This window comes from Amycolatopsis australiensis (genome assembly GCF_900119165.1).
Lineage (GTDB): Bacteria > Actinomycetota > Actinomycetes > Mycobacteriales > Pseudonocardiaceae > Amycolatopsis > Amycolatopsis australiensis.
This window is the reverse complement of record NZ_FPJG01000006.1, coordinates 328150-354643: the sequence shown is the minus strand read 5'-3', so window position 1 is coordinate 354643 and position 26494 is coordinate 328150. Positions and strand designations below refer to the sequence as shown.

At 70.0% G+C, this 26494-nt stretch carries 38 protein-coding genes; 34 read left to right on the top strand and 4 right to left on the bottom strand.

Going from position 1 to position 26494, the window contains the following annotated elements; genetic code table 11:
• Positions 1 to 3: 3 nt before the first annotated feature.
• The 31 genes from rplB (at position 4) to truA (ending at position 17540) form a co-directional block, all read left to right on the top strand.
• Positions 4 to 837 carry a 50S ribosomal protein L2 gene (gene rplB / locus BT341_RS02780; RefSeq protein ID WP_072474763.1) on the top strand — a complete coding sequence of 278 codons (834 nt, stop codon included), beginning with the start codon at positions 4 to 6 and terminating at the stop codon, positions 835 to 837.
• A gap of 18 nt (positions 838 to 855) precedes the next feature.
• Positions 856 to 1137 carry a 30S ribosomal protein S19 gene (rpsS, locus tag BT341_RS02775; RefSeq protein WP_003102083.1) on the top strand — a complete coding sequence of 94 codons (282 nt, stop codon included), beginning with the start codon at positions 856 to 858 and terminating at the stop codon, positions 1135 to 1137.
• A 28-nt stretch (positions 1138 to 1165) separates the two neighbouring features.
• A complete protein-coding gene (rplV, locus tag BT341_RS02770; protein WP_072474762.1) occupies positions 1166 to 1576 on the top strand; it encodes a 50S ribosomal protein L22 in 411 nt (136 codons plus the stop codon).
• Positions 1576 to 2409, top strand: a complete 834-nt coding sequence (gene rpsC, locus BT341_RS02765; protein ID WP_072474761.1) for a 30S ribosomal protein S3 — start codon at positions 1576 to 1578, stop codon at positions 2407 to 2409. The genes rplV and rpsC overlap by 1 nt, the downstream gene beginning before the upstream one ends.
• Before the next feature lie 3 nt (positions 2410 to 2412).
• Positions 2413 to 2832: a 50S ribosomal protein L16 gene (rplP, locus tag BT341_RS02760; RefSeq protein WP_005166782.1), complete on the top strand. Its 420-nt coding sequence runs from the start codon at positions 2413 to 2415 to the stop codon at positions 2830 to 2832.
• On the top strand, positions 2832 to 3077 hold the full coding sequence (gene rpmC / locus BT341_RS02755; RefSeq protein WP_033291188.1) for a 50S ribosomal protein L29: 246 nt from the start codon (positions 2832 to 2834) through the stop codon (positions 3075 to 3077). The genes rplP and rpmC overlap by 1 nt, the downstream gene beginning before the upstream one ends.
• A complete protein-coding gene (gene rpsQ, locus BT341_RS02750) occupies positions 3074 to 3352 on the top strand; it encodes a 30S ribosomal protein S17 (RefSeq protein WP_072474760.1) in 279 nt (92 codons plus the stop codon). The genes rpmC and rpsQ overlap by 4 nt, the downstream gene beginning before the upstream one ends.
• Positions 3353 to 3442: 90 nt before the next feature.
• Positions 3443 to 3811 (top strand): 50S ribosomal protein L14, encoded by a 369-nt coding sequence (gene rplN / locus BT341_RS02745; protein WP_004558867.1) that lies wholly within the window; start codon positions 3443 to 3445, stop codon positions 3809 to 3811.
• Positions 3811 to 4125, top strand: coding sequence for a 50S ribosomal protein L24 (gene rplX, locus BT341_RS02740; RefSeq protein ID WP_072474759.1), 315 nt, complete (start codon positions 3811 to 3813; stop codon positions 4123 to 4125). The genes rplN and rplX overlap by 1 nt, the downstream gene beginning before the upstream one ends.
• Complete coding sequence (gene rplE, locus BT341_RS02735; protein WP_072474758.1) at positions 4125 to 4688, top strand: 50S ribosomal protein L5; 564 nt, start codon at positions 4125 to 4127, stop codon at positions 4686 to 4688. The genes rplX and rplE overlap by 1 nt, the downstream gene beginning before the upstream one ends.
• A gap of 4 nt (positions 4689 to 4692) precedes the next feature.
• On the top strand, positions 4693 to 4878 hold the full coding sequence (locus BT341_RS02730) for a type Z 30S ribosomal protein S14 (protein ID WP_004558870.1): 186 nt from the start codon (positions 4693 to 4695) through the stop codon (positions 4876 to 4878).
• 85 nt (positions 4879 to 4963) lie between these two features.
• Positions 4964 to 5362, top strand: a complete 399-nt coding sequence (gene rpsH / locus BT341_RS02725; RefSeq protein ID WP_072474757.1) for a 30S ribosomal protein S8 — start codon at positions 4964 to 4966, stop codon at positions 5360 to 5362.
• 16 nt (positions 5363 to 5378) lie between these two features.
• Positions 5379 to 5918 (top strand): 50S ribosomal protein L6, encoded by a 540-nt coding sequence (rplF, locus tag BT341_RS02720; RefSeq protein WP_072474756.1) that lies wholly within the window; start codon positions 5379 to 5381, stop codon positions 5916 to 5918.
• Between the two features lie 2 nt (positions 5919 to 5920).
• Positions 5921 to 6319 (top strand): 50S ribosomal protein L18, encoded by a 399-nt coding sequence (gene rplR / locus BT341_RS02715; protein ID WP_072474755.1) that lies wholly within the window; start codon positions 5921 to 5923, stop codon positions 6317 to 6319.
• Positions 6320 to 6356: 37 nt separating this feature from the next.
• Positions 6357 to 7001, top strand: a complete 645-nt coding sequence (gene rpsE, locus BT341_RS02710; protein WP_004558874.1) for a 30S ribosomal protein S5 — start codon at positions 6357 to 6359, stop codon at positions 6999 to 7001.
• A gap of 4 nt (positions 7002 to 7005) precedes the next feature.
• Positions 7006 to 7191, top strand: coding sequence for a 50S ribosomal protein L30 (gene rpmD / locus BT341_RS02705; RefSeq protein WP_004558875.1), 186 nt, complete (start codon positions 7006 to 7008; stop codon positions 7189 to 7191).
• Complete coding sequence (gene rplO / locus BT341_RS02700; protein ID WP_072474754.1) at positions 7188 to 7634, top strand: 50S ribosomal protein L15; 447 nt, start codon at positions 7188 to 7190, stop codon at positions 7632 to 7634. Before rpmD ends, rplO begins: the two co-directional genes overlap by 4 nt.
• A 579-nt stretch (positions 7635 to 8213) precedes the next feature.
• Complete coding sequence (locus tag BT341_RS02695) at positions 8214 to 8762, top strand: hypothetical protein (RefSeq protein WP_245804872.1); 549 nt, start codon at positions 8214 to 8216, stop codon at positions 8760 to 8762.
• A gap of 98 nt (positions 8763 to 8860) precedes the next feature.
• Positions 8861 to 9484, top strand: coding sequence for a LysE family translocator (locus tag BT341_RS02690; protein WP_245804871.1), 624 nt, complete (start codon positions 8861 to 8863; stop codon positions 9482 to 9484).
• A 255-nt stretch (positions 9485 to 9739) separates the two neighbouring features.
• Positions 9740 to 11047, top strand: a complete 1308-nt coding sequence (gene secY, locus BT341_RS02685) for a preprotein translocase subunit SecY (RefSeq protein ID WP_072481747.1) — start codon at positions 9740 to 9742, stop codon at positions 11045 to 11047.
• Positions 11044 to 11598, top strand: coding sequence for an adenylate kinase (locus BT341_RS02680; protein WP_072474752.1), 555 nt, complete (start codon positions 11044 to 11046; stop codon positions 11596 to 11598). Before secY ends, BT341_RS02680 begins: the two co-directional genes overlap by 4 nt.
• 44 nt (positions 11599 to 11642) lie before the next feature.
• Complete coding sequence (gene map, locus BT341_RS02675; protein ID WP_072474751.1) at positions 11643 to 12419, top strand: type I methionyl aminopeptidase; 777 nt, start codon at positions 11643 to 11645, stop codon at positions 12417 to 12419.
• A 257-nt stretch (positions 12420 to 12676) separates the two neighbouring features.
• Entirely contained in the window at positions 12677 to 12898 is a 222-nt protein-coding gene (gene infA, locus BT341_RS02670) for a translation initiation factor IF-1 (RefSeq protein WP_004558881.1), read from the top strand.
• Between the two features lie 34 nt (positions 12899 to 12932).
• Entirely contained in the window at positions 12933 to 13046 is a 114-nt protein-coding gene (gene rpmJ / locus BT341_RS02665) for a 50S ribosomal protein L36 (protein ID WP_004558882.1), read from the top strand.
• A 204-nt stretch (positions 13047 to 13250) separates the two neighbouring features.
• A complete protein-coding gene (gene rpsM, locus BT341_RS02660; RefSeq protein ID WP_072474750.1) occupies positions 13251 to 13631 on the top strand; it encodes a 30S ribosomal protein S13 in 381 nt (126 codons plus the stop codon).
• On the top strand, positions 13628 to 13813 hold the full coding sequence (locus BT341_RS02655) for a hypothetical protein (protein ID WP_004558884.1): 186 nt from the start codon (positions 13628 to 13630) through the stop codon (positions 13811 to 13813). The genes rpsM and BT341_RS02655 overlap by 4 nt, the downstream gene beginning before the upstream one ends.
• 18 nt (positions 13814 to 13831) lie before the next feature.
• Positions 13832 to 14239, top strand: a complete 408-nt coding sequence (gene rpsK, locus BT341_RS02650) for a 30S ribosomal protein S11 (protein ID WP_004558885.1) — start codon at positions 13832 to 13834, stop codon at positions 14237 to 14239.
• Positions 14240 to 14262: 23 nt separating this feature from the next.
• On the top strand, positions 14263 to 14868 hold the full coding sequence (rpsD, locus tag BT341_RS02645; protein WP_072474749.1) for a 30S ribosomal protein S4: 606 nt from the start codon (positions 14263 to 14265) through the stop codon (positions 14866 to 14868).
• Positions 14869 to 14961: 93 nt separating this feature from the next.
• Positions 14962 to 16032, top strand: a complete 1071-nt coding sequence (locus BT341_RS02640) for a DNA-directed RNA polymerase subunit alpha (RefSeq protein ID WP_004558887.1) — start codon at positions 14962 to 14964, stop codon at positions 16030 to 16032.
• Between the two features lie 41 nt (positions 16033 to 16073).
• Positions 16074 to 16628: a 50S ribosomal protein L17 gene (gene rplQ / locus BT341_RS02635; RefSeq protein WP_072474748.1), complete on the top strand. Its 555-nt coding sequence runs from the start codon at positions 16074 to 16076 to the stop codon at positions 16626 to 16628.
• Between the two features lie 72 nt (positions 16629 to 16700).
• Positions 16701 to 17540, top strand: a complete 840-nt coding sequence (gene truA / locus BT341_RS02630; RefSeq protein WP_143168462.1) for a tRNA pseudouridine(38-40) synthase TruA — start codon at positions 16701 to 16703, stop codon at positions 17538 to 17540.
• Between the two features lie 45 nt (positions 17541 to 17585).
• Here the strand turns inward: truA and BT341_RS02625 are convergent, their stop codons facing one another.
• Both BT341_RS02625 and eccE read right to left on the bottom strand, forming a co-directional pair.
• Positions 17586 to 18305: a hypothetical protein gene (locus BT341_RS02625; protein ID WP_072474746.1), complete on the bottom strand. Its 720-nt coding sequence runs from the start codon at positions 18303 to 18305 to the stop codon at positions 17586 to 17588.
• A complete protein-coding gene (gene eccE, locus BT341_RS02620) occupies positions 18302 to 19537 on the bottom strand; it encodes a type VII secretion protein EccE (RefSeq protein WP_072474745.1) in 1236 nt (411 codons plus the stop codon). Before eccE ends, BT341_RS02625 begins: the two co-directional genes overlap by 4 nt.
• 873 nt (positions 19538 to 20410) lie before the next feature.
• Between eccE and eccB the strand changes: the two genes are divergently transcribed.
• The 3 genes from eccB (at position 20411) to BT341_RS02600 (ending at position 23454) form a co-directional block, all read left to right on the top strand.
• Positions 20411 to 22051, top strand: a complete 1641-nt coding sequence (eccB, locus tag BT341_RS02610) for a type VII secretion protein EccB (RefSeq protein WP_072474744.1) — start codon at positions 20411 to 20413, stop codon at positions 22049 to 22051.
• Positions 22052 to 22114: 63 nt separating this feature from the next.
• Positions 22115 to 22435 carry a hypothetical protein gene (locus BT341_RS02605; RefSeq protein WP_245804869.1) on the top strand — a complete coding sequence of 107 codons (321 nt, stop codon included), beginning with the start codon at positions 22115 to 22117 and terminating at the stop codon, positions 22433 to 22435.
• The gene (locus BT341_RS02600; protein ID WP_072474742.1) at positions 22432 to 23454 is read left to right on the top strand and encodes a WXG100 family type VII secretion target; all 1023 of its coding nucleotides are present in this window, start codon (positions 22432 to 22434) and stop codon (positions 23452 to 23454) included. The genes BT341_RS02605 and BT341_RS02600 overlap by 4 nt, the downstream gene beginning before the upstream one ends.
• A 12-nt stretch (positions 23455 to 23466) precedes the next feature.
• On the opposite strand, the gene BT341_RS02595 is transcribed toward BT341_RS02600, so the two are convergent.
• Entirely contained in the window at positions 23467 to 25089 is a 1623-nt protein-coding gene (locus tag BT341_RS02595) for a type VII secretion-associated serine protease mycosin (RefSeq protein ID WP_072474741.1), read from the bottom strand.
• Between the two features lie 21 nt (positions 25090 to 25110).
• Entirely contained in the window at positions 25111 to 26475 is a 1365-nt protein-coding gene (gene eccD, locus BT341_RS02590) for a type VII secretion integral membrane protein EccD (RefSeq protein WP_084742725.1), read from the bottom strand.
• Positions 26476 to 26494 lie beyond the last annotated feature (19 nt).

Genomic DNA, 26494 nt, shown 5'->3' with positions numbered 1-26494 from the left:
ACAATGGGCATCCGCAAGTACAAGCCGACGACCCCGGGTCGTCGCGGTTCGAGCGTCTCGGACTTCGCCGAGATCACCCGCTCCACCCCGGAGAAGTCGCTGCTGCGTCCGCTGAGCGGTTCGGGCGGTCGCAACTCGTCCGGCAAGATCACCACCCGGCACAAGGGTGGCGGCCACAAGCGGGCTTACCGCGTCATCGACTTCCGTCGCAATGACAAGGACGGCATCCCGGCCAAGGTCGCGCACATCGAGTACGACCCCAACCGCACCGCGCGCATCGCGCTGCTGCACTACGCCGACGGCGAGAAGCGCTACATCATCGCGCCGGACAAGCTGAAGCAGGGCGACACGATCGAGAACGGTCCGCGCGCCGACATCAAGCCCGGCAACAACCTGCCGCTGCGCAACATCCCGGTCGGCACCGTGGTGCACGCGATCGAGCTCCGCCCCGGTGGCGGCGCGAAGATCGCCCGCTCCGCCGGCGCCCGCGTCCAGCTGGTCGCGAAGGACGGGCCGTACGCGCAGCTCCGCATGCCGTCGGGCGAGATCCGCAACGTCGACGTGCGCAACCGCGCGACCGTCGGCGAGGTGGGCAACTCCGAGCACGCGAACATCAACTGGGGTAAGGCCGGCCGCAACCGCTGGCGCGGCAAGCGCCCCACCGTCCGCGGTGTCGTCATGAACCCGGTCGACCACCCGCACGGTGGTGGTGAAGGGAAGACCTCCGGTGGTCGTCACCCGGTCAACCCGAACGGTAAGCCCGAGGGCCGTACGCGCCGGCGCAAGCCGTCCGACGCCCTCATCGTCCGCCGCCGGCGTACCGGCAAGAAGCGCTGAGCAGGGAGGTAGAAGCACATGCCACGCAGCCTGAAGAAGGGCCCGTTCGTGGACGACCACCTGCTCAAGAAGGTGGACGCGCTGAACGAATCGGGCAAGAAGACGGTCATCAAGACCTGGTCCCGCCGCTCCACGATCATCCCGGACTTCCTGGGTCACACGATCGCGGTGCACGACGGCCGCAAGCACGTCCCGGTGTTCGTCACCGAGGCGATGGTGGGTCACAAGCTGGGCGAGTTCGCCCCGACGCGGACCTTCAAGGGCCACATCAAGGACGACCGCAAGTCGCGCCGCCGCTGAGCGGGCACGAGACAGTTAAGGGAAGCAGATGAACGCCCAGTCCAACGCGGCCACGGCAGAAGAGCTGCCTACGGCCGTCGCGCGGGCTCGTTTCGTCCGGGATTCGCCGACCAAGGTGCGCCGGGTGATCGAGCTCGTCAAGGGTCGTAGCGTCAGCGAGGCCCTGGCCGTGCTCCGGTTCGCGCCGCAGGCGGCCAGCACCCCGCTCGCGAAGGTCATCGCCAGCGCGGCGGCCAACGCCGAGAACAACCTCCAGCTGGACCCGGAGACGCTCTGGATCAAGTCCGCGACGGCCGACGAGGGCCCGACCCTCAAGCGCATCCGTCCGCGTGCCCAGGGCCGCGCTTACCGGATCCGCAAGCGGACGAGCCACATCACCGTCGTGGTCGAGTCCCGCCCCGCGGAGAAGAAGAGCAACAAGAAGGCAGGTGGCCGGTAGTGGGCCAGAAGATCAACCCGCACGGTTTCCGCCTGGGTATCACCACGGACTGGAAGTCGCGCTGGTACGCCGACAAGCAGTACGCCGAGTACGTGGCCGAGGACGTCAAGATCCGCAAGCTCCTCGCCACCGGCATGGAGCGCGCGGGCATCTCCAAGGTCGAGATCGAGCGCACGCGTGACCGCGTCCGCGTCGACATCCACACCGCCCGGCCGGGCATCGTCATCGGCCGCCGCGGCGCGGAGGCCGACCGGATCCGCGGCGCGCTGGAGAAGCTGACCAAGAAGCAGGTCCAGCTGAACATCCTCGAGGTCAAGAACCCCGAGGCCGACGCCCAGCTGGTCGCCCAGGCGGTCGCGGAGCAGCTGTCCAACCGCGTGGCGTTCCGCCGCGCGATGCGGAAGGCGATCCAGACCTCCATGCGCTCGCCGCAGGTCAAGGGCATCCGCGTGCAGTGCGGCGGTCGTCTCGGCGGCGCCGAGATGTCCCGTTCCGAGCACTACCGCGACGGCCGGGTCCCGCTGCACACGCTGCGCGCCGACATCGACTACGGCTTCTTCGAGGCCAAGACGACCTTCGGCCGCATCGGCGTCAAGGTGTGGATCTACAAGGGTGAGCTCGTCGGTGGCCTGAAGGCCCGCGAAGCGCGTGACGCCGCCGAGCGCGCGCCGCGTCGCGACCGCGACCGCAGCGACCGGCCGTCCCGTCCGCGTCGTTCCGGCGCCTCGGGCACGACCGCCACCTCGACCGAAGCCGGTCGTGCGGCCGCTGCCGCCACGACCGAGGCCCCGGCGGCCCCGGCCACCGAGACCGCAGAAAAGACGGAGGGCTGAGACGTGCTCATCCCGCGCAGGGTCAAGCACCGGAAGCAGCACTCCCCGAAGCGCCACGGCGCCGCCAAGGGTGGCACGAAGGTCAACTTCGGCGAGTACGGCATCCAGGCGCTTGAGCACAGCTACGTGACGAACCGGCAGATCGAGTCCGCTCGTATCGCCATGACCCGTCACATCAAGCGTGGTGGCAAGGTGTGGACGACCATCTACCCGGACCGCCCGCTGACCAAGAAGCCGGCCGAGACCCGCATGGGTTCCGGTAAGGGTTCGCCCGAGTGGTGGATCGCCAACGTGAAGCCGGGCCGCGTGATGTTCGAGATCTCGTTCCCGAACGAGGAGACCGCCCGTGAGGCGCTCCGCCGCGCGATCCACAAGCTGCCCATGAAGTGCCGCATCGTGACCCGTGAAGGTGGTGAGTTCTGATGGCGAGCGGAGCCGTTCAGGCATCGGAGCTGCGTGAGCTCACCGCGGAAGAGCTCGTCCTGCGTCTCAAGGAGTACAAGGAGGAGCTGTTCAACCTCCGTTTCCAGATGGCGACCGGGCAGCTCGACAACAACCGCCGTCTGCGCACTGTCCGCACGGACATCGCGCGGATCTACACGGTCATGCGCGAGCGTGAACTCGGCCTGTCCGTTGCCCCCGACGCCGAGAGTGAAGGTGCCGCATGAGCGAGCCCACCACCGAGGCGACGGCCCGGAACTACCGCAAGGTTCGTGAGGGCTACGTCGTCTCGGACAAGATGAACAAGACGATCGTGGTCGAGCTCGAGGACCGCAAGAAGCACCCCCGCTACTCGAAGGTCGTCCGCACCACCTCCAAGGTGAAGGTGCACGACGAGAACAACGAGGCCGGCGTGGGCGACCGGGTCACCCTGATGGAGACCCGTCCGCTGTCGGCGACGAAGCGCTGGCGCCTGGTGCAGATCGTGGAGAAGGCCAAGTAAGCAGGGCTCTCAGGAGTCTTTAGTTCCGCAAGGCTCGCCAATGTGGACCTCACAAGCGGGCGAGAACCGGCGCGACATACAGGAGTTGACGTGATCCAGCAGGAGTCGCGGCTTCGGGTAGCCGACAACACGGGTGCGAAGGAAATCCTCTGCATCCGGGTTCTCGGTGGCTCCGGGCGGCGCTACGCCGGCATCGGCGACATCATCGTCGCCACCGTGAAGGACGCCATCCCGGCTGCCGGGGTGAAGAAGGGCGACGTCGTCAAGGCCGTCATCGTCCGCACGGTCAAGGAGCGCCGTCGTCCGGACGGTTCCTACATCCGGTTCGACGAGAACGCCGCCGTGCTCATCAAGAACGACAACGAGCCCCGGGGCACCCGCATCTTCGGCCCGGTGGGCCGCGAGCTGCGCGACCGAAAGTTCATGAAGATCATTTCGCTCGCGCCGGAGGTGCTGTGATGAAGGTGAAGAAGGGCGACACGGTCGTCGTCATCGCCGGCAAGGACAAGGGCGCCAAGGGCAAGGTCATCCAGGCTTACCCGGAGCGTCAGCGGGTGCTGGTCGAGGGCGTGAACCGGATCAAGAAGCACACGCGGATCACCCAGACCCAGCGCGGCGCGCAGTCCGGTGGCATCGTCACGCAGGAGGCGCCGATCCACGTCTCGAACGTGATGGTGGTCGACTCGGACGGCAAGCCGACCCGGGTGGGTTACCGCATCGGCGAGGACGGCAAGAAGGTCCGGATCTCGCGCCGGAACGGTAAGGACATCTGATGACCACCGCAGAGAAGGTCGCGCCGCGCCTCAAGGTGCGCTACCGCGACGAGATCAAGGGCCAGCTGCAGGCGGAGTTCTCCTTCGCCAACGTCCACCAGATCCCGGGCGTGGTGAAGGTCGTCGTCAACATGGGCGTCGGCGACGCCGCCCGCGACAGCAAGCTGATCGAAGGCGCGGTCCGCGACCTCGCCGCGATCACCGGCCAGAAGCCCGAGGTCCGCAAGGCCCGCAAGTCCATCGCGCAGTTCAAGCTGCGCGAGGGCCAGCCGATCGGCGCGCGCGTCACGCTGCGCGGCGACCGCATGTGGGAGTTCCTCGACCGGCTGCTGACCATCGCGCTGCCGCGTATCCGCGACTTCCGCGGGCTTTCGCCGAAGCAGTTCGACGGCCACGGCAACTACACGTTCGGTCTCAACGAGCAGTCGATGTTCCACGAGATCGACCCCGACTCCATCGACCGCCCGCGCGGCATGGACGTCACCGTCGTCACGACCGCTACGAACGACGACGAGGGCCGGGCGCTGCTGCGCAAGCTCGGCTTCCCGTTCAAGGAGAACTGAGCCGATGGCCAAGAAAGCACTGGTCCACAAGGCCGCGAAGAAGCCGAAGTTCGCCGTGCGCGCCTACACCCGCTGCCAGCGGTGCGGCCGCCCGCACGCCGTGTTCCGCAAGTTCGGGCTCTGCCGGATCTGCCTTCGCGAGATGGCACACGCGGGCGAGCTGCCCGGCGTCCGCAAGTCCAGCTGGTAAGAGCCTTTTTAAAACTCCACTTCGCCACAGGCCCCGCCCGCTCCGGCGGGCGGGGAACCAGGGCGAGAAAGGTTGACAGGTCACCATGACGATGACCGACCCCATCGCAGACTTCTTGACGCGTCTGCGCAACGCGAACTCGGCGTACCACGACGAGGTCAAGCTCCCGCACTCGAAGCTCAAGGCGAACATCGCCGAGATCCTCAAGCGCGAGGGCTACATCGCGGGTTACCGCGACGAGCCGGGCGAGAAGCACAAGAACCTCGTCGTCGAGCTCAAGTACGGCCCCAACCGTGAGCGGAGCATCGCCGGCCTCCGGCGTGTCTCCAAGCCCGGCCTGCGGGTCTACGCCAAATCGACCGAACTGCCGTCCGTGCTCGGCGGCCTGGGCATCGCGATCATTTCGACGTCCTCGGGCCTGCAGACCGACCGGCAGGCCAAGCGCAACAGCGTGGGCGGCGAAGTCCTCGCCTACGTCTGGTAAGGAAGGGGGTACAGGCATGTCACGCATCGGAAAGCTGCCGGTCGCCGTCCCTTCCGGGGTCGAGGTGACCATCGACGGTCAGCACATCACGGTCAAGGGTCCCAAGGGCACCCTGGAGCACACCGTCGCCGAGCCGATCACGGTCGAGCGCGGCGAGGACGGCGCGCTGGTGGTCAAGCGCCCGGACGACGAGCGCACCAGCAAGGCTCTGCACGGCCTCACCCGCACGCTGGTGAACAACCTGGTCGTGGGGGTGACCTCGGGCTACGAGAAGAAGCTCGAGATCCACGGCGTCGGTTACCGCGTGCAGGCCAAGGGCTCGGACCTCGAGTTCGCCCTCGGCTACAGCCACCCGGTGAAGATCGAGGCCCCGGAAGGCATCACCTTCAAGGTGGAGAGCCCGACCCGGTTCTCGGTCTCCGGCATCGACAAGCAGAAGGTCGGCCAGATCTCGGCGGTCATCCGCCGGCTGCGGCGCCCGGACCCGTACAAGGGCAAGGGCCTGCGGTACGAGGGTGAGAAGATCCGCCGCAAGGTCGGAAAGACGGGTAAGTGATCATGAGCGACACGACTACGAAGCGCAAGCCGGTGGGCAAGGACATCTCGACCCGCCGCCGCGTCGCGAAGGCCCGTCGGCACTTCCGCCTCCGCAAGAAGGTCTCGGGCACGGACCAGCGTCCGCGCCTGGTCGTCAAGCGGTCCTCGCGGCACATCGCCGTGCAGGTGATCGACGACCTCGCCGGTCACACCCTGGCGTCGGCGTCCACCCTCGAGGCGGACGTCCGGGCGCTCGAGGGCGACAAGAAGGCCAAGGCCGCCAAGGTCGGGGAACTCGTCGCCGCGCGTGCCAAGAGCGCCGGGATCTCGGCTGTGGTGTTCGACCGTGGCGGCAACGCCTACCACGGCCGCATCGCCGCGCTCGCCGACGCCGCCCGCGAGGCGGGGTTGGAGTTCTGAGAATGACGCAGTTGCAGAAGCAGGGAAGGACAGCCTGATGCCGGGACGTACACGGCAATTCGGCGGCGGCCAGGGCGGACCCGGCGGGCAGGGCGGCAACGACCGCGGTGACCGTCGCGACCGCCGGGACCGGCGCGACAGCGGCCGTGGCGGGGCGGCCCAGGACAAGACCCCGCACCTCGAGAAGGTCGTGACGATCAACCGCGTCGCCAAGGTCGTCAAGGGCGGTCGTCGCTTCAGCTTCACCGCCCTGGTGGTCGTCGGTGACGGCGACGGTCAGGTCGGCGTCGGCTACGGCAAGGCCAAGGAAGTTCCCGCGGCCATCGCCAAGGGCGTCGAGGAAGCGAAGAAGAACTTCTTCCGCGTCCCGCGCGTCGGCGGCACCATCCCGCACCCGATCCAGGGTGAGGAGGCCGCCGGTGTCGTGCTGCTCCGTCCGGCTTCGGCCGGTACCGGCGTCATCGCCGGTGGCCCGGTGCGCGCGGTGCTGGAGTGCGCGGGTGTCCACGACGTGCTGTCGAAGTCGCTCGGCTCCGACAACGCCATCAACATCGTGCACGCGACCGTGGCGGCTCTGAAGGGTCTGCAGCGTCCGGAGGAGGTGGCGGCCCGCCGTGGCCTGCCGCTCGAGGACGTCGCCCCGGCCCGGATGCTGCGCCAGCGTGCCGGCCAGGGGGTCTGATCTCATGGCTCAGCTCAAGGTCACCCAGGTCAAGAGCAAAATCGGCACGAAGCACGCTCACCGCGAGTCGCTGCGCACCCTCGGGCTGCGCAAGATCCGCCAGAGCGTCGTGCGTGAAGACACCCCCCAGGTGCGCGGCCTGATCCACACCGTCCGCCATCTGGTGGAGGTCGAGGAGGTCCAGGCATGACGGCCATCAAGATCCACCACCTGCGTCCGGCTCCGGGCGCCAAGCGCGACAAGATCCGCGTGGGCCGTGGTGAGGGTTCGAAGGGCAAGACGGCCGGTCGCGGTACGAAGGGCACCAAGGCCCGGAAGAACGTGCCCGCCGGGTTCGAGGGTGGGCAGATGCCCATCCACATGCGGCTCCCGAAGCTGCGTGGCTTCAAGAACCGCTTCCGCACCGAGTACCAGCCGGTGAACGTGGGCGACATCGCCCGCGTGTTCCCGGACGGCGGCAAGATCGGCGCCGAGGAACTCGTCAAGGGCGGTCTGGTCCGCAAGGGCAAGCTGGTGAAGGTCCTCGGCAACGGCGACGTGAACGGCGTCAAGCTGGACGTCACCGCGGACGCGTTCTCCGGCTCCGCCAAGGAGAAGCTCGAAGCGGCCGGTGGCTCCGCCACCACCAACTGAGCGGTACACGTACGAAGGCCCGTCTGGCTCTGCCAGGCGGGCCTTCGGCGTTCCCGGCCGGACAGGTTCCTTGCCGCGGGGCGGATCCGGACGGAGGATCACGAGGTGGACAGACCGTCGCAGGACCCACCCGAAGGCCCGGAGTCCCCGCTGAGCTTCCCGGTCGAACCGCCGAAGATCGAGGGCGTCGAGCCGGGCGCCGGGGCGCCGAGCGCCTCGGCTGGGCAGGTGGGGGAGTCGCCGTCGTTCCCGGCCGAGGCGGCGCCTGGCTTTCTCGCGGGGCCGCTGAGCGCCTCGGCTGAGCCGGCGGGCGGTCCGCTGGCGTTCCCGGCCGAGCCCACGCCCGCTCCACCGCCCTTCCGGCCCGAGGCACCACCGAGCCCACAGGCCGCGGAGCCACCCACCTTCCCAGCCGACGGCACCGCACCCCGGCCGGAGGCGCAGTCCCCGCCGTTCCCGGTCGCCCAACTACCCGGACACCCCGCACCGCCCCCGGCTCAGGCAGCCCAGATCCCCGTTTTCCCAGCCCAGGAAGCCCCGTCCGGCCCCGCACGCCTCCTCCCGCCCCTTCTCACCGCCGTGGCCGCCCTGATGGCCGTCGGGGGCTGTTTCCTGCCGCTCTTCCGGCTGCAGCCGAACCCGCACGCCCCGCGGATCTTCTTCGGCGACCGGCTCACGGTCACCGAAACCGCCTGGGCCACCCACACCGAGGTGCCCGGGCAGGTCATCGACCAGGCCGCCGCGCCCGTCGGGATCCCCGTGGTCCTCGCCGTCGTCGTGCTGGCCGCCGCCGCGTTCGCCGGGTTCTCGCGGCCCGGCCGCGGCCTCGCCCGGTGGCTCGTCTCCGCCGGCGCGTTCTTCACCGCCGGTGTCGTCGTCACCATCGGCATGAGCGGGGTCGGGTGGGGCGCGCTCTCCGGCGGCATCGACCTGGAGGTCGTCACCGCCACCGGCATGTGGCTGCTGATCGGGGCGGCCGTCCTCGCCGCCGCCGCGGCCGTCCTGGCCCACCTGCCCGCGTGGTGGCACGCCGGCGACAACTGGTCCGACCCGGCCCTCGCCTACGCCGACACCCCGACCCCGCCCGACGGCGTCGCCATCACCGTCCTGCCGCCCGACGACGAATGACCGCAGCCGTGCGGCCCCGGCTTACCCGGGACGCCCCGGCCGGTTCGCGGGTGAGCGCGGCGAAATAATCGCTCGCCGGCGCCCGCTACCGTGGGAACGTGTCCTGGCTGCTGCTCTTCTTCTCCGCGTCGGTGCTCATCGCGCTTACGCCGGGAGCGAACAACCTGCTCGGGCTCCACCACGGGATGACGCAGGGTGTTCGCCGCGGCCTCGCCGGGCTGGCCGGCAGGCTGACCGCTTTCACGCTGCTGATCGCCGCCGTCGCGGCCGGGCTGGGGCAGCTGCTGGCCGCGTCCGAGACCGCGCTCACGATCATCAAGTGGGCCGGCGCCGGCTACCTGCTCTTCCTCGGCGTGCGCCTGCTCTGGTCGACTTTCCGGGACAAAACCGGCACGGTCCGGCCGCTCGCCGAGCCCACCACGGCCTGGCGGGTCGCGCGCAAGGAGTTCGGCGTCGCGATCACCAACCCGAAGGCCATCCTCGTCTTCACCGCGTTCGTCCCGCAGTTCATCGACGCAGCTCACGGGCCCTTTCCGGCCCAGATCGCACTGCTGGGCGCGGTCTACCTGCTGGCCGAGTTCCTGGCCGGCTCGGTCTACGTCGGGGTCGGCGCGGCCGTGAAGTCGGCGGAGCTGACCCGGCGGGCCCGGCGCAACGTCGACCGCGGCACCGGAGTGGTCCTCGTCGGGCTCGCCGGCGTGCTCGCGACGTCGAACGCGTGATCCACTTCCTGTCAAGGTTCTGAGCCAAGACGACGATGTGGATCAACCCGCCGGAGCAACCTTGGTACGGAAAACGCACACGCACTGCGGACACGCCGTGTGAAGCTGTTAGAGTCGGCGACACGCTTCGGGACGAGTGTGCCCCGAAGCGTTCCTGGCTTGCGTGCCAGTAGTGCTGTGTGTTCCCGCCGGCCCCGTGCCGGCCAAGCCGATCGTCGGTTGAGGACGGCCGACGACGCCGAGGAGGTCCCCCGCGTGTTCAGCGCCTTCCGCTCGGCTCTCGCGACGCCGGATCTACGCAAGAAGATCCTGTTCACGCTAGCCATCGTCGCGGTCTACCGAATCGGTGCGACCATTCCGGCACCCGGGATCTCGTACGGAGCCGTCCAGGCCTGTAGCTCCCAGGCGCAGCAGGAGGGCGTCTACCAGCTGCTGAACCTGTTCAGCGGCGGTGCGCTGCTGCAGCTGTCGCTCTTCTCGACCGGCATCATGCCGTACATCACGGCGAGTATCATCATCCAGCTGCTCACCGTGGTCATCCCGCGGTTCGAGGAGCTGAAGAAGGAAGGGCAGTCCGGCCAGGGCAAGCTGACCCAGTACACCCGGTACCTGACGATCGCGCTGGCGATCCTGCAGGCCACCGGCGTGGTCGCGCTCGCGGACCGCAAGCAGCTCTTCCCCGACTGCCAGTCGCCGATCATCCCGGACAACAGCGTCTACTCGCTGGCGATCATCGTCATCACCATGACCGCGGGCACCGCCGTCATGATGTGGCTGGGCGAGCTGATCACCGAGCGCGGCGTCGGCAACGGCATGTCGGTCCTGATCTTCCTGAACATCGCCGCGCGCATCCCGGTCGAGGGCGGGAACATCCTGTCCAACGGCGGCGGCATCGCGCTGACGATGATCTGCGTCTTCGGGCTCGTGATCATCGCGAGCGTCATCTTCGTCGAGCAGGGGCAGCGCCGGATCCCGGTGCAGTACGCCAAGCGCATGATCGGCCGCCGGATGTACGGCGGCACGTCGACCTACCTGCCGATCAAGGTGAACCAGGCCGGCGTCATCCCGGTCATCTTCGCCTCGTCCCTGCTGTACCTGCCGGACCTGATCAGCCGCCTCGTCGGCGACCAGAACAGCAACTCCGGCTGGCAGGTGTTCATCAAGAACTACATCGTGAACCAGGGCAACTGGGTCCACATCCTGCTGTACTTCGCGCTGATCATCTTCTTCACGTACTTCTACATCACGATCACGTTCAACGTGGACGAGCGTGCGGAAGAGATGAAGAAGTTCGGCGGGTTCATCCCGGGCATCCGTCCCGGGCGTCCGACCGCGGAGTACCTGAGCTTCGTGCTCGGCCGGATCACCCTCCCCGGCTCGCTGTACCTGGGCATCATCGCGATCCTTCCGAACTTCTTCCTGTCGGTGACCGGTAGCGGGAACAACCAGAACTTCCCGTTCGGTGGCACGGCTGTGCTGATCATGGTCGGTGTCGGCCTCGACACCGTGAAGCAGATCGAAAGCCAGCTGATGCAGCGCAACTACGAAGGGTTCTTGAAGTGACGCGCCTGGTTCTCGTCGGCCCGCCCGGTGCGGGCAAAGGTACGCAGGCGGTGGCCCTGTCGGAGCAGCTGCGCGTCCCGCACATCTCCACGGGTGAGCTGTTCCGCGCCCACGTCGGCCAGGAGACGCCGCTCGGCCAGGAGGCCAAGCGCTACCTGGACTCGGGTGAGCTCGTGCCCGACTCGGTGACCAACGAAATGGTCCGCGAGCGCCTGGCGGAGCCGGACGCGAAGGCCGGCTTCCTGCTCGACGGCTTCCCCCGCAACACCAAGCAGGCCGAGGTTCTCGGCGAGATCCTCGGCGAGGCCGACGTCACGCTCGACGCGGTGATCCAGCTGCAGGTCCCGGAGGACGTCGTCGTCGCCCGGCTCATGTCGCGCGGCCGCGCGGACGACACCGAAGAGGTCATCCGCCGCCGCCAGCAGATCTACGTGTCGGAGACCGCGCCGCTGCTGGAGTACTACGCCGGCATCCTGGTGACCGTCGACGGGGTCGGCAGCGTCGAGGAGATCTCCGGCCGGGTGCTGAAAGCGCTGCGCGACCGCACGTGAATCTCGGAGGGTTGCGTGTTCTGCAAGTGCTCCGCCGCGGGCGCATGATCGAGGTCAAGACCCCCGGCGAGCTGGAAGCCATGCGCGCCGCGGGGCTCGTCGTGGCCCGTACGCTGGCGGCCGTCCGTGCCACCGCGAAACCGGGTGTCAGCACCGCCGAGCTCGACGAGCTGGCCGAGCAGACGATCCGGGACGCGGGCGCGGTGCCGTCGTTCAAGGGCTACCACGGCTTCCCGGCGTCGATCTGCGCGTCGGTGAACGAGCAGATCGTCCACGGCATCCCGGCGAAGACGCAGGTCCTCGCCGACGGTGACCTCATCTCGGTCGACTGCGGCGCGATCCTCGACGGCTGGCACGGCGACTCCGCCGTCACGCTGGCCATCGGCAAGGTCTCCGACGCCGACCTGGCGTTGTCCGCGGCCACCGAGGCGGCGATGTGGGCCGGCATCGAGGCGGTCACCGCCGGCGGGCGGCTCACCGACATCTCCCACGCCGTCCAGACGGCCGCCGAACGCGCGGGCCGGGACGACGGCGTCGACTACGGGATGATCGTCGAGTACGGCGGCCACGGCATCGGCCGCCAGATGCACATGGACCCGTTCCTGCCGAACGTCGGCAAGCCCGGCAAGGGCCCGCGGCTCAAGCCCGGCATGGCGCTGGCGATCGAGCCGATGCTGACCGGTGGCGGCGGCGAGACGCGTGAGCTGGACGACGGCTGGACGGTCGTCACGGCCGACGGCTCGCGCGCGGCCCACTGGGAGCACACGGTGGCGGTCACCGAGGACGGTCCCTGGGTGCTCACCGCCCCCGAAGACGCCTGACCTGCGCTTTCGTTCGTTGGCGCCGGGTCAACGCAGTGATCTCCTACCATGGTCACCCCCGGTTTGGGGGTCGCGACACGGGTTGCGTACACTGTCAAGTCGGCGCACTTATCGCGCCCGGATCCTGCGCGCTCGTGAATTCACGGTCTTGGGAGTCGGGCACCAGTGTGTCGACGCACCACCCAACCCAGCACTAGTGCTCGACTCGATCACACAGTGTAGCGACAGGCAGTGTCGACCAAGGAAATGCGGAGGACATGGCGAAGAAAGACGGGGCCATCGAGGTCGAAGGCCGCGTAGTCGAGCCGCTCCCCAACGCGATGTTCCGCGTCGAGTTGGAGAACGGTCACAAGGTCCTGGCACACATCAGCGGCAAGATGCGGCAGCACTACATCCGCATCCTGCCGGAGGACAGGGTCGTCGTGGAGCTCTCGCCCTACGACCTCTCTCGTGGTCGCATCGTCTACCGCTACAAGTGATCACGAGCAGCTCAGAAGCAGGAGAGCAGAAGACGTGAAGGTCCAGCCGAGCGTCAAGAAGATCTGCGACAAGTGCAAGGTGATCCGCCGCCACGGCCGGATCATGGTGATCTGCGAGAACCTGCGGCACAAGCAGCGGCAGGGCTGATCGCCGGCACTCGACCAGAGTGATTGACGGCTAACACAACTCCCCGCACCTGCCGGGCCACGCAAGCGGTCCGGTTCACCCCCGGGCTTCAGGCCGGGGCCGGGACACCCGAAGCGCAAGCCGAGGGCACGACAGGCGAGTCGGTCCCGGAACCGGACGGGGAGCAGACCTGAAGACGAAATCTATGAAGGAGCATCAGCGCCAATGGCACGACTCGCTGGCGTGGACCTTCCCCGCGAAAAGCGGGTGGAGATCGCGCTTACGTACATCTACGGCATCGGCCGTACCCGCTCGAAGCAGCTCATCAAGGCTGCCGAGATCAACGCGGACACCCGCGTCAAAGACCTCAGCGATGACGATCTCGCCAAGCTGCGTACGTACATCGAAGAGAACTTCAAGGTCGAGGGTGACCTTCGCCGCGAGGTGAACGCCGACATCCGTCGGAAGATCGAGATCGGGTGCTACGAGGGTCTTCGCTGGCGCCGCGGGCTTCCCGTCCGTGGTCAGCGCACCAAGACGAACGCCCGCACCCGCAAGGGTCCGAAGAAGACGGTCGCCGGCAAGAAGAAGGCTGGCAAGAAGTGAGCGTCCAGGGCAAGAAGGTCGTGCAGATGGGTGGCGTTCACCGCCGCGGCTCGGCTTGTGTCTCGCCCAAGGCGCTCTACGCCCGCCCGATGGCGCTCCGCAACCTGTACACCGACGCCGGTTCGATCATCCGGCGCGGCCAGGCCGAAGCGGTCGCCGCTCACCAAGAGAACGCGCGCTAACAGGAGATCCCTCAGAACATGCCACCGAAGTCTCGTACTGCGGCCGGGGCCAAGAAGGTCCGCCGCAAGGAAAAGAAGAACGTTGCGCACGGTCACGCGCACATCAAGAGCACCTTCAACAACACCATCGTCTCGATCACGGACCCGACCGGTGCCGTGATCGCGTGGGCGTCGAGTGGGCACGTGGGCTTCAAGGGCTCGCGCAAGTCCACCCCGTTCGCCGCGCAGATGGCCGCCGAGAACGCCGCGCGCAAGGCCGCCGAGCACGGCATGAAGAAGGTCGACGTCTTCGTGAAGGGCCCGGGTTCGGGCCGCGAGACGGCGATCCGCTCGCTGCAGGCGGCCGGCCTCGAGGTCGGCACCATCCAGGACGTGACCCCGCAGCCTCACAACGGCTGCCGCCCGCCCAAGCGGCGCCGGGTCTGAGGAACGGGGAGGAGTAAGAAGAAATGGCTCGTTACACCGGCCCCGCGACGCGTATCTCGCGTCGCCTCAAGGTTGACCTCATCGGCGGCGACCAGGCTTTCGAGCGTCGCCCCTACCCGCCGGGCCAGCACGGCCGCGGGCGCATCAAGGAGTCCGAGTACCTCCTGCAGTCGCAGGAGAAGCAGAAGGCTCGCTACACCTACGGCGTTCTCGAGCGTCAGTTCGTCCGGTACTACAAGGAAGCCGTCCGGCGTCCGGGCAAGACCGGTGAGAACCTGCTGCAGATCCTCGAGTCCCGCCTGGACAACGTGATCTACCGCGCCGGCATCGCCCGCACGCGCCGCCAGGCGCGTCAGCTGGTGAGCCACGGCCACTTCCTGGTCAACGGCAAGAAGGTCAACGTCCCATCGTTCCAGGTCTCGAAGTGGGACATCATCGACGTGCGGCCGAAGTCGTTCTCGATGCTGCCCTTCGTCGTGGCGAAGGAGTCCTTCGGCGAGCGTCCGGTCCCGGCGTGGCTGCAGGTCGTCCCGTCGAACCTCCGCGTGCTGGTCCACCAGCTGCCGGAGCGCGCGCAGATCGACGTTCCGGTTCAGGAACAGCTGATCGTCGAGCTCTACTCGAAGTAATCGAGTTACGGGCGGCGGCGCCCCCAGTGCGCCGCCGCCTCGCCATCCCTTCGGCGTCATATGGCGGGCGCCGTCTGGAAAGGAAAACAAGGAATGCTGATTTCCCAGCGGCCGGCTCTCGGCGAAGAGACGGTCAACGAGACCCGCTCCCGGTTCACCATCGAACCGCTGGAGCCCGGCTTCGGTTACACGCTCGGCAACTCGCTGCGTCGTACGCTGCTGTCGTCCATCCCCGGCGCGGCCGTGACGAGCATCCGCATCGACGGCGTGCTGCACGAGTTCACCACCGTTCCCGGGGTGAAGGAAGACGTCACCGACATCATCCTGAACCTCAAGGAGCTCGTGGTGTCCTCGGAAGAGGACGAGCCGGTCACCATGTACCTGCGCAAGCAGGGCCCGGGTGAGGTCACGGCGGCCGACATCGTGCCGCCGGCGGGTGTCACCGTGCACAACCCGGATCTGCACATCGCGTCGCTGAACGGCAAGGGCAAGCTCGAGATCGAGCTCGTCGTCGAGCGCGGCCGCGGGTACGTTCCGGCCCTGCAGAACAAGCAGGCGGGCGCGGAGATCGGCCGGATCCCGGTCGACTCGATCTACTCGCCGGTGCTCAAGGTGACCTACAAGGTCGAGGCCACCCGTGTCGAGCAGCGCACCGACTTCGACAAGCTGATCCTGGACGTCGAGACCAAGCCGTCGATCACGCCGCGCGACGCCGTCGCGTCGGCCGGCAAGACGCTGGTGGAGCTGTTCGGTCTCGCCCGCGAGCTGAACGTCGACGCCGAGGGCATCGAGATCGGCCCGTCGCCGCAGGAGGCGGACACCATCGCCGCCTACGCGATGCCGATCGAGGACCTGGACCTCACCGTCCGGTCGTACAACTGCCTCAAGCGCGAGGGCATCCACACGGTGGGCGAGCTGGTCTCGCGCAGCGAGGCGGACCTGCTCGACATCCGCAACTTCGGCGCCAAGTCGATCGACGAGGTCAAGCTGAAGCTCGTCGGCCTCGGCCTCGCGCTGAAGGACAGCCCGCCCGGGTTCGACCCGACCGCGGCTGCCGCCAGCTACGACGGTGAAGGCTGGTCCGAGGGTGTGGGCGGCATTGCCGACGGGATTTCGGACGGCCACGACGATGGCCAGGACTACGCAGAGACCGAGCAGCTCTGAGGCCCTGTGCCTGGACGCTGTGAGCTGAACTAGGAGAACCAATGCCCACCCCTACCAAGGGAGCCCGGCTCGGCGGGTCGTCCGCGCACGAGCGGCTGATCCTGGCCAACTTGGCCACGCAGCTGTTCGAGCACGGCAAGATCACGACGACCGAGGCGAAGGCGAAGCGGGTCCGTCCGCTGGCCGAGAAGCTGATCACGAAGGCGAAGCGGGGCGACCTGCACAACCGTCGTCAGGTGCAGAAGGTCGTCCGTGACAAGGACGTCGTGCACAAGCTGTTCGCCGAGATCGGCCCGCACTTCGCGGAGCGCGCGGGTGGCTACACCCGGATCACCAAGACGATGCCGCGCAAGGGTGACAACGCGCCCATGGCCGTCATCGAGCTGGTGGCCGAGAAGACGGTGACGTCGGAAGCCGAGCGCGCTCGGAAGACGAAGTTCGCCAAGGACGAGCCGAAGGCCGCCGCTCCCGCTGCGGAGGAGACCACCGAGGCGCCGGCCGCCGAAGAGGCCCCGGCCGCCGAGGAGGCCAAGGCCGAGGAGACCACCGAAGCTCCGGCTTCGGAGGAAACCGACGCGGACGCCAAGAAGGACTGAGTCCTGACGGCCGATTCGACACCGGACGAGCCCGCCACCCCCACCGGGGAGGGCGGGCTCGTTCGTCTGCGCCTGGACGTCTCCTACGACGGCACGGACTTCTCGGGGTGGGCCCGCCAGCCGGGCCGTCGCACGGTCCAGGGCGTGCTGGAGGAGGCGTTGCACCGGCAGCCGCCGGGAGCCTCGGTGGCCAAGTCCGCGGTCGTGGCGGGCCGCACGGACGCCGGAGTGCACGCGACCGGGCAGGTCGTGCACGTCGACGTCGTGCCGCTGGCTTCCCCTTCCGGCCGGATTCCCGTTTCCCCGGAAGGCATCCCGGATCTGACGCGCATGACGGGCCGCTGGAACCGCCTCTTGCCGGGCGACGTCCGCGTGCTGGGCGCCCGGGTCGCGCCGGCGGGCTTCGACGCCCGGTTCTCGGCGATCCGCCGTCACTACCGCTATCGGGTGTCGGACGCGCCGTGGGGTGTCGACCCGTTGCGCCGCCACGACACCCTGGCGTGGAACCGTCCACTGTCGACGGACGCGATGAACGCGGCGGCCGAGGAACTGCTGGGGCTGCACGACTTCGCCGCGTACTGCAAGCAGCGTGACACGGGCACGACGATCCGTGAGCTGCAGCGGCTGGAGTGGGAGCGGGTGGACGAGCACCTGCTGGAGGTGCGGGTGTCGGCGGACGCGTTCTGCCACTCGATGGTCCGCAGCCTGGTGGGCGTGCTGCTCCTGGTGGGCGACGGCCGCCGCAGCGACGCGTGGCCGGCGAAGGTGCTGGCGAGCGGCATCCGCGACAGCGCGGTGGCCCCGGCCCACGGCCTCACGCTGCTGGGCGTGGACTACCCGCCGGACGCCGAGCTGGCCGCTCGCGCCGAGCAAACCCGCAACGTCCGCACTTCCCCGGCCGCTCGTGAGTGAGAAACAGTGTGCTGACCCTGTTTCTCACTCACTGCCGCGGGCAGGTCAGTCGCCGCGGCGGACCGGGCCCAGGAGCTGCTGTTCCTTGGCGGTGGTGACCAGGCGCAGCGGGCGCCAGAGGTTGCGGCCCAGTGCGACGACCTGGTCGTCCTTCAACGTCGTCAGCTGGCGCATCATCTGGGGCGGCAGGCGCCAGATACGGGCCGCCAGCTCGGCCTGGCCGGCCGGGAGCCGCTGCATCAGCACGAGGTCGGCCGCGTTCGCCGTCGCGCCCGCCTGCGGGTGCAGGTAGGGGAGCACGTAGACCGTCGTCTGCCACGGCGAGCGGGGCGGGAACAGGTCCTGCGGGGTCGGGCCGCCGTCGGTGACGACCAGCAGCGGCGCGTCCTCCGACGGCCGCGGCAGCTCGACCGGCGAGAGCCGGCGGATCTGCACCAGAGGCGACGGGCGGCCGTCGCGGCTGCCGGCGGCGCGGGACAGCACCTGCCACTCGGTCGGGCGGCCGGTCGCGACGACGACCCACGCCCCGACGGCCATCGCGCGCATGGCCACCTGGCGGGCCAGGTACAGCCCGCCCACCAGCACGATGCGCGTCGGGGCCGAGCGCAGCGCCGAGATCGTCAGCGGCTCGCCCTTCAGGCCCGAGCCGAGCACGATGCCGCCGCGGTCGCCAGAGGGGCTGATCGCGTCGAGCATCGCGGGGTCCACGGTGAACTCCGGCGCCACGCCGGTGTTCTGCCCGGCGTCACGGACGCGGGAAGTCATGCCGTACCTCCGATCGGCAGCGTCGCCGCGAACGCGGAGACCTGCAGCCCGCGCAGCGGCGTCAGGTCGACGCCCAGCCGCTCGGACAGCCCCTTCAGCCGCTGGTCGGCGGCGTCGAGCTCACGCGGGTTCCGCGCGCTCAGCCGGACGACGCCGCGCAGCCCGATCTTGCCCTCGTCGGCCGCCGGGGAGATCGACATCGCGAGCGTCGCCGAGAGGGCGCGGACGCTCGTCAGCGCGTTCAGGCTGCCGGTGATCTTGCCCTTCGGCCAGCCGGTGATCGCGTAGCTGGCGTGCCCGATGCCGGCCGCGGTCACGCCGGACCAGCGCTCCTGCAACGTCACCTTGTTCGGGGAGCCGGCGACGGAGGTGAGCTCCGCGGCCGAAATGCTCGCCCGCAGCAGCTCGTCCGGGTCGAGCGGCCGCGTCGGCACGCCCTGGGACTCCAGCGCGTTGCGCACCCGCGAAAGCGCGCCGATGAGCGCGCGGTGGGCGCCGACGACACCGCCGCCGCGCTCGCGGATCGCGGCCGGGCAGCGTTTCGGGTCGAGCCGGATCGCGACCCACGTCGTCCGCCGCGCCGCCGCGGGCAGCGGCCCGAGGACCTCCATGTAGGAGCTCAGCGCGGGCGAGTCCGCGGGCAGGGCGGCGCTGCCGGGGTAGCAGTGCCAGATCATCTGGATCGAGTCGAGGACCACGCCGCGGTCCTCGAGGCAGGGCGCGAGCGCGGACAGCGGCAGGCTGGGCGCGCCACCGGCCTGGGTGATCAGCGCCGGCGTCGGCTCGACGAGCAGCACAGCCGTCCAGGTGCCGTCGTTCCACGCGATCCCGACCTGCTGGCGTTCGTGGTCGACGCCGTGCGCGACCACGAGGTCCGGCACGGCGATGCGGAGAAGGTTGACGCGCGCGTCTTCCGGCCCGGTCACGGTGGTCTCTTCGGCGGCGAGCTCCTCGACGGTGCTCGGCGGCAGCGGGTTCGCCACCCGATCGTGTGAACGGAACGAGTACCGCAGCGTCAGCCCGACCCACTGGGTGAACCAGCGGCCACGCCAGCGCAGCACCGCGACGAGCAGGGCCAGGCCGAGAACGCCGACACCGACCCACTTGAGCGACATGTCGATGGCGAGCAGCACGAGCCCGACGGCCAGGCCGACCTCGAGCACGACGAGGTTCGCCACGGGCAGCGGGCCGAGGTTGACACCGGAGGAACGCCGCCGCGCGGGCGGCGCCATCCGCACCGCACCGGACCCGGCGGCGGGGCCGCTGTCGTCGGAGCCCGGCGAACCACCCGGTCCGCCGGGGCCGGGACCGCCAGGTCCACCAGGCCCGCCCCCGCCGGGACCACCACCACCGGGACCGCCCGGTCCGCCTTGGCCGCCGCCGGGGCCGCCAGGACCACCACCGCCGCCGGGACCGCCAGGTCCACCGGGACCGCCCGGGCCGGAGCCGCCAGGTCCGGGGCCGCCTCCGCCAGGGCCGCCAGGTCCACCGGGGCCGGGGCCGCCGGGGCCACTTGGGCCGCCAGGTCCGGGGCCGCCAGGTCCACCAGGCCCGCCGGGACCACCAGGCCCGCCGGGACCACCGGGGCCGCCGGGTCCACTCGGGCCACCAGGCCCACTGGGCACGCCGGGGCCGGGACCGCCAGGGCCGGGGCCGCCAGGCCCGCCCGGACCAGGACCGCCAGGCCCACGCGGGGGCACGCCAGGTCCACCGGGCACGCCACCGGGGCCGCCAGGTCCACCCGGCACACCACCGGGTCCGCCGGGAGCAACACCGGGTCCACCCGGCACACCACCGGGTCCACCGGGAACGCCACCGGGTCCACCGGGAACGCCACCGGGTCCGCCGGGAACGCCGCCCGGTCTGCCCGGCCGCGGCGGCGGGCCCGGCGGGCGGCCGGGTGGCGGCGGCCCGGGCGGGCCAGGCGGACGTGGAGGCGTGCTGACGGACATCCGCGCGTTCTCTTCCCCTCGTGCTTGCGTACCCGGAAGCCGGGTCCCGGGGTGTCCGACCCTAGCCGGAGTTGGTAGAAACCCCACACCAGACGGTCCCCGTACGGCTATCCTGCGGAACCGTACCGCGACGGGGAGAGCTGTAGGTCGAGAATGCCATCAACACCCACGACTAAGTCTCAGGTCCAGGCGTATCAGTTCGTCCTACGGCGCATGCAGTCGGCGCTGGTGCGGCGTGACGCCGTGATGCTGCACGACCCGATGCGCACGCACACGCGCGCCACGATCGTCGGTGTGGTGCTGGGCGCGCTGGGCATGATCGTCTTCGTCGTCTGGGGGCTGCTCAGCCCGGCGCCGTCGGTGCCGGATTCCGGCAACATCGTGATCGGTGAGCAGTCCGGCACGGTCTACGTCGTGATGGGGAACCCGAAGACGCTCGTCCCGACGTTCAACCTCGCTTCGGCGCGGCTTCTGCTGCTGGCTCAGCAGAAGCAGTCGAGCGCGGGCGGCACCGGCGGGGCGACGGCGGCGCCCGCTCCGGCGCCGGCCAGCCCGGCGAGTGTGAAGAATCCCACGGTCGTTTCCGACGAACAACTGAAGGACATTCCGCGCGGAAAGCTGACCGGTATTCCGGACGGCCCGCAGCTGATTCCGACGGACTCCCAGCGGATTTCCCCCAATTGGGCGGTGTGCGACCAGGTTCAGCTCGACCCGTCGCTGCCGAATCCCGACACGGGCAAGACGAACACCTACGTTTTCGGCGGTGTCGCGCCGAGCGGTCTCGGCACCGAGCTCGGGGAGAAGGAGGCGTTGCTGGCGGCGGCCGACAACGGCAAGACGTACCTGATCTACCGCCTGCCGAGCACGCAGAACCGCCCGAACGCCAACACCGTCCGCGCCGAGATCGACACGAGCGACTCGCACAACGCGGTTTCGACCGCGTTGCAGCTGCTGAACCAGAAGCCGCGGAAGATCACGCAGGGCCTGCTGAACGCGATTCCCGAGGTGCCGCGCCTGACGCCGCCGCAGATCCCGGACGGCGCGGCCCCGGCCGATCTGGACGGGCTGGCCGCGGGTGACGTCTTCGCCACGCAGCCCACGGGCGAGCAGGCGCAGTACTGGGCCATCACCACCACCGGCATCCAGCAGGTGTCGCAGGCGGTCGCCGACGTCATGCGCGTCGCGAAGCACGGCAGCGCGAGCAAGCTGCGGACGCTCGGCCTCGACAAGCTGTCCGGCGTCCGCGTGCTGCGGCCCGGAGACCCGGACTACATCCAGGTCGACGACTTCCCGCGTTCGGTGCCGACGGTCCTCGACGCGACGAAGAACTCCGCGGTCGCCTGCCTCGGCTGGTCGGTGGTCGGCGACGGCGACAACCGCGACGGCCACACGTCGGTGTACGTCGACACCCAGCTGCCGGGCCAGAACAGCCACGGACCCAAGTTCGCCACGATCAAGGTCACAACCCCGGGCCCGAACCGCGTGCCGATCACGGGCTTCTACATGCAGCCGGGCTTCGGCGCGGTCGTGCAGTCGGCGACCGGGAAGGCCAGCTTCGGCAAGGGCGCGATCCAGCTGATCTCCGACCGCGGGGTGCGCTACAGCGTCCCGGACGCGGCGACGGCGGACGCGATCGGCCTGAACAACCGGCAGCCCGCGCCCGAGTCGATCATCGGCCTGCTGCCGACCGGGGCGTCGCTGAACACGCAGGACGTGCTGAAGCAGTTCGACTCGGTGCCGATCGACCCGAACGCGGGCACGTTCCCGACCGCGGCGCAGCCGGCGGGCAGCTGACCGGAACCATCGGCCGGCCACGGGCGTCACACGCTCGGACAGTCCTGGGTGAGCGGAGGTGCCGTGGCCGGCTTGAGAATGGACGGCGCCGTCGTCGCCGAGTACGCCAAGACGGCGGAGGAGGCCGCGGACGACCTGGACGCGGCGGCGGCCGACGTAGGCGGCGAAGGGGTTTCCGCGGAGTCCTACGGCGCGCTGGGGGCCCAGATCGGGCTCGGTGAGTCGTACGGCCGGGCCGCGGGCGCGTTGCGGCGCCAGCTGACGGACGGCGCCGAGGCCCTGCGCTCGGCGGCGGAGGCGCTGCGGCAGGTGACGGTGCGGCACGGCGGCCAGGACGCGGAGGCCGCGGAGCTGATCAAGCGCGCCGGGAGGCTCGACGGATGATGGCCGAGAGCTCGACCGAGTCCATCCCGCATCCGGCGGCCACTACCGCGGGCGAGGACATCACTGCGGCGGCGGAGCCGTACCTCGGTTACCTGACCGAGCTCGCGGGCCGGCTCGGCGTGCCCGACCCCGTCGAGACGTACTTCCGGCCGCTGATCGGCCGCTGGGCAGACCTCGGCGCCGAGGCCGACCGGCTCCGGCAGGCGGCCGCCGCGGCGGCCGGCGTCTCGGCCCGGCTGGAGGACCAGCTCGGCCGGCTCGACGCGGGCTGGGAGGGCCGCGACGCGGACTCGTTCGTCGCGTACATGCGGGAAATCGGGGCCGCGGGCGGCGACCTCCAGGAGGCGCTCACCACCCTCGCCGGCGCGCTCGACGAGCTGGTGACGACGCTGCGTCACGTGGTCGTCGACCTGGTAGAGGTCCTGGTGGACGCGGCCGAGCTGCTCTCGGAGACGATGCTGCTGCCGAGCGGCGGCACGAAGCGGGCCCGCGCGCAGCTGCAGGAGACGCAGGACGCGGCGAAGGCGTTGTACGAGACCGCGCGCGACGTCATGGAGGCGTTCGACCGGCTGTGTGACGGCGTCGACGACCCGGACGCGGCTTCGCGGAGCATCGAGATCCGCCACCGCTACCCGCAGGAGCGGTTCAAGCTCCACGACACGGCACTGAACGAAGCGGGCGCGGCCGACGAAGTGATGACGCCGTCCTCGGCAGCGGATCCCGCGGAGGGACGGCACACCGGGTCGGGCACGCCGGCGGACGGGCAACCCGCGGACACCACGGCCCAGCCGCCCGCGCCGGACGGCTCGGCGAATCACGGCGCGTCGGGCGTCCCGATGATGCCGATGATGGGCTTCGGGGCGTTCGGCATGGGCGGCGGTCAGGGACGGCGTCCCGCGAAGACGCGTCCGGTGACGAAGCCGTCGGAGTTGCTGGGGGAGCCGGGAATGGTGGCGCCGCCGGTGATCGGCGAGGAAGAAAACCCGCAGAAACAACCTCCGGCGCCGCCCGCGCGGTGACGCCGGAGGCGGTCAGCGGCGGGTGGGCCCGGTTTCGGCCGGGCGGTTGCGCCGGATGGTGCGCATCACGAACAGGGTGATCAGCAACGCCACCAGGCCACCGCCGGTGCCGGCCAGCGCCACGATCATCGGTGTGGAGTCGTTCGGGTTCGCGGGCGGGAGCTGGGCCTGTTGCGGGGCCGGGATCGGCGCCTGGTTCCCCACCTCGGACGGCAGGCTCTGGGTCAGCGCGGCGACCGGGTCGATGACGCCGTAACCGACGTAGTTGTCACGGCCGCCCGGTGCCGCTGGGTGCTGAGCCGTCTCCTTGATGCGGTTGATGATGCCCTTCGCGTCCAGCTTCGAGTACTTGGCCTTGACCAACGCCGCGAGGCCCGAAACGTACGGCGCCGCGAAGCTCGTGCCCTGGATTTCGCTGGCCTTGTCGCCGTTTTCGAACGTCAGGTTCGCCAGTCCGTCCGAGCCTTCGGCCGGGTCGAGCGAGATGATCTTCGTTCCGGGCGCCGCGACGCCGACCCAGGGCCCGTGCACGCTGAACGGGGCCACACTGCCGGTTTCGTCGATCGCGCCCACCGACAGGACGTCGTCGGCGAACCACGGCGGAGTCACGATCGTCTTCGGCTTCCGCGCGTCCGGCTGGTCGTTCTGCGGGCACGTGTCCGTCGCGTTGCCCGCGGCCGCGATGATCACGATGCCCTGCGACGCGGCGAAATGGACGGCGGCCTGGACCTGCTGCTCGCCTTCGGTGATGCGTCCGTCGGCGGGGCGGCAGTTGTCGACCGACATGTTGATGATGTCGGCCTCGTGCCGCTCGGCGATGCCGTGGATGATCTCGGCCAGCGTCTTCAGCGTGCCCGCCGTGCCGGCCTTTTCCAGCTGGCGCCCGCCGTTCGACTGCCCGGGGGACGTCCCGTCGCTCTCGCCGGAACCGCCGCCACCGCCCTGCGTGCTCGGCGGCAGGGCGGACTCCGACCCGGACGGCGGGTTGGTGCCCGACGACGGCGTCCCGCTGCTCGAGGGCGGCGGCGACGAAGGCGTGTTGTCCGGTTCGTAGTTCTCGCTCAGCTGCCGGTAGGACAAGATCGTGGCGTCCGGGGCGACGCCGACGAACCCGACCTCCGCGTTGTCCGGCTTGGCCGCGATGATGCCGGCGACCTCGGTGCCGTGGCCGTCGCAGTCCTCCAGGCCGTCGGGTTTCCCGTTCGGCTTCGCGACGTACTCGCCGCCGGACTTGACGCGGTTCTGGAACCACGGGTGCTGCGTGACGCCGGTGTCGACGACCGCCACCCGGACGTTGGCCCCGGCGCTGCCCGTGGCCGCCTTGACGATCTCCTGTGCCTTCGAGATCTGCAGGTAGTCCTGGCCCCACGGCCGGTTCTTCAGCACGATGTTCTGGCCGAGCGTGCTGCGCTGGACGCAGCCCTTCTGCTGCTTGTACTTCTTGTCCGGCTGCCGGGAGTCCGGGATCAGCTTGCTCATGTCGACCGGGGGCGGGGTGGCGAAGTAACCGTCGGACGGCGCCCCCTGGGCCCAGCCCGGCAGGGTCATCGCCAACGGCGTCAACAGGCCGACCGTGCCGGCCAGCAGAGCGGTCGTGGTTCGCCGGGTGGCGCCGAAACGCCGGGTCGCTGCCATCCGAGATTCACCCGATCCGGTTCACTTGAAGTTCAGGTGCCGCAGGGTGGTGTACAGGTCCATCACACCCAGGGCGAGCGGCAGCACGGCGGCGATGCAGATCGCCTCGATGATCTCCACGGTCCGCCGCAGCGGCGGCGAGAACCGCTGGTTCGGGAAGATCACGCCGACCACGAGCGCGCCCGCCGCCAGCAGGATCAGCACGCCGAAGACGTAGAGCAGGCGGTTCTGCGCGTTCGCCGAGACCAGCCAGCCGACCGCGATCCCGGTCGCCGCGACCAGGCCCGTGGTGAGCAGGGCGATCGCCTGGGCGCCGTTCGCGTACGCGCGGGCGCGAAGCAGCAGCACGAGCGTCGCGACGACGCCGAGGATGATCCCGAACGCGCCGGGCGCGGTGGCGGCGATGATCGCGGACAGCGCGACCGTGGCGCCGCAGCCGACCATCAGGCCGGTCATGTAGTTGTGCGCCACCGCCGTGCGGCGCTCGATCGCCCGGTAGTCCGGGAAACCGGAGTCTTCCTTCAGCTCCTCGGCGTTGCTGGGCACGTGCGGCAGCGGGAGCTTCGCGAGCCAGATGGTGGCGCGCGGCAGGATCGAGATGCAGGCGAGGGCGACCGCGACCGTGCCGGCCGCGATGCCGGCCGCCGGGTGCGCGACGAGCGTGCCGAACAGGAAGGCCAGCGCGCCGAAGGTGCCCGCGGTCGCGGCCGCGATGAACGTCGTGATGCCGGCGCCGATCACCATGATGCAGACCGAGGCGACGATGATCACGAGGACCGCGCCGAGCAGCAGGTTCGCCCGCATGGACAGGCCGGGGACGATGTAGAACCCGCTCACGAAGGCGAGTGGCAGGCCACCCGCCGCGGCGATCAGCACCCCGGTCGCTTCCGCTTGGTAGGCCTTGGCGAGCGTCGCGCCGACCGCGACGCAGGCGATCGCGCCGATGCCCCCGGCGATGGCCGCGCCGAGCGCGCTGCCGCCGTAGAGCGAGCCGCTCATGAACAACGCGATCGCGGCGGCGACGAGCGCCAGTCCGCCCGCGATGTGCCCGAAGCGGTTCGCGGTTTCCTTGGTCCAGGGGCGGAAGCTGTCCGGGGTCGATTCGGCGATCGCGTCGACGACGTCGTCGTACAGCGGCGGCGGCGGGTTCTCGTTGCGCTTGCGCAGCTGCAGCAGCTCACCGTCGACGACGCCGAGCGAGGCGAGCGTGCGGCTCGGGTCGAGCGGGGCGTCGCCGAGCTTGGCCAGCGCCCAGCCGCCGTGGCGGGCGCCGCCGTCGGGCGAGGTCTCCTTGGCCATGTCCAGCAGCATCGGCAGGAGGTCGGCCACCGCGACGTCGGCGGGCAGGGCCACGTCGATGCGCGTCGAGGGCGCGACGACCGTCACCCTGCTGAAAACTGTCGTG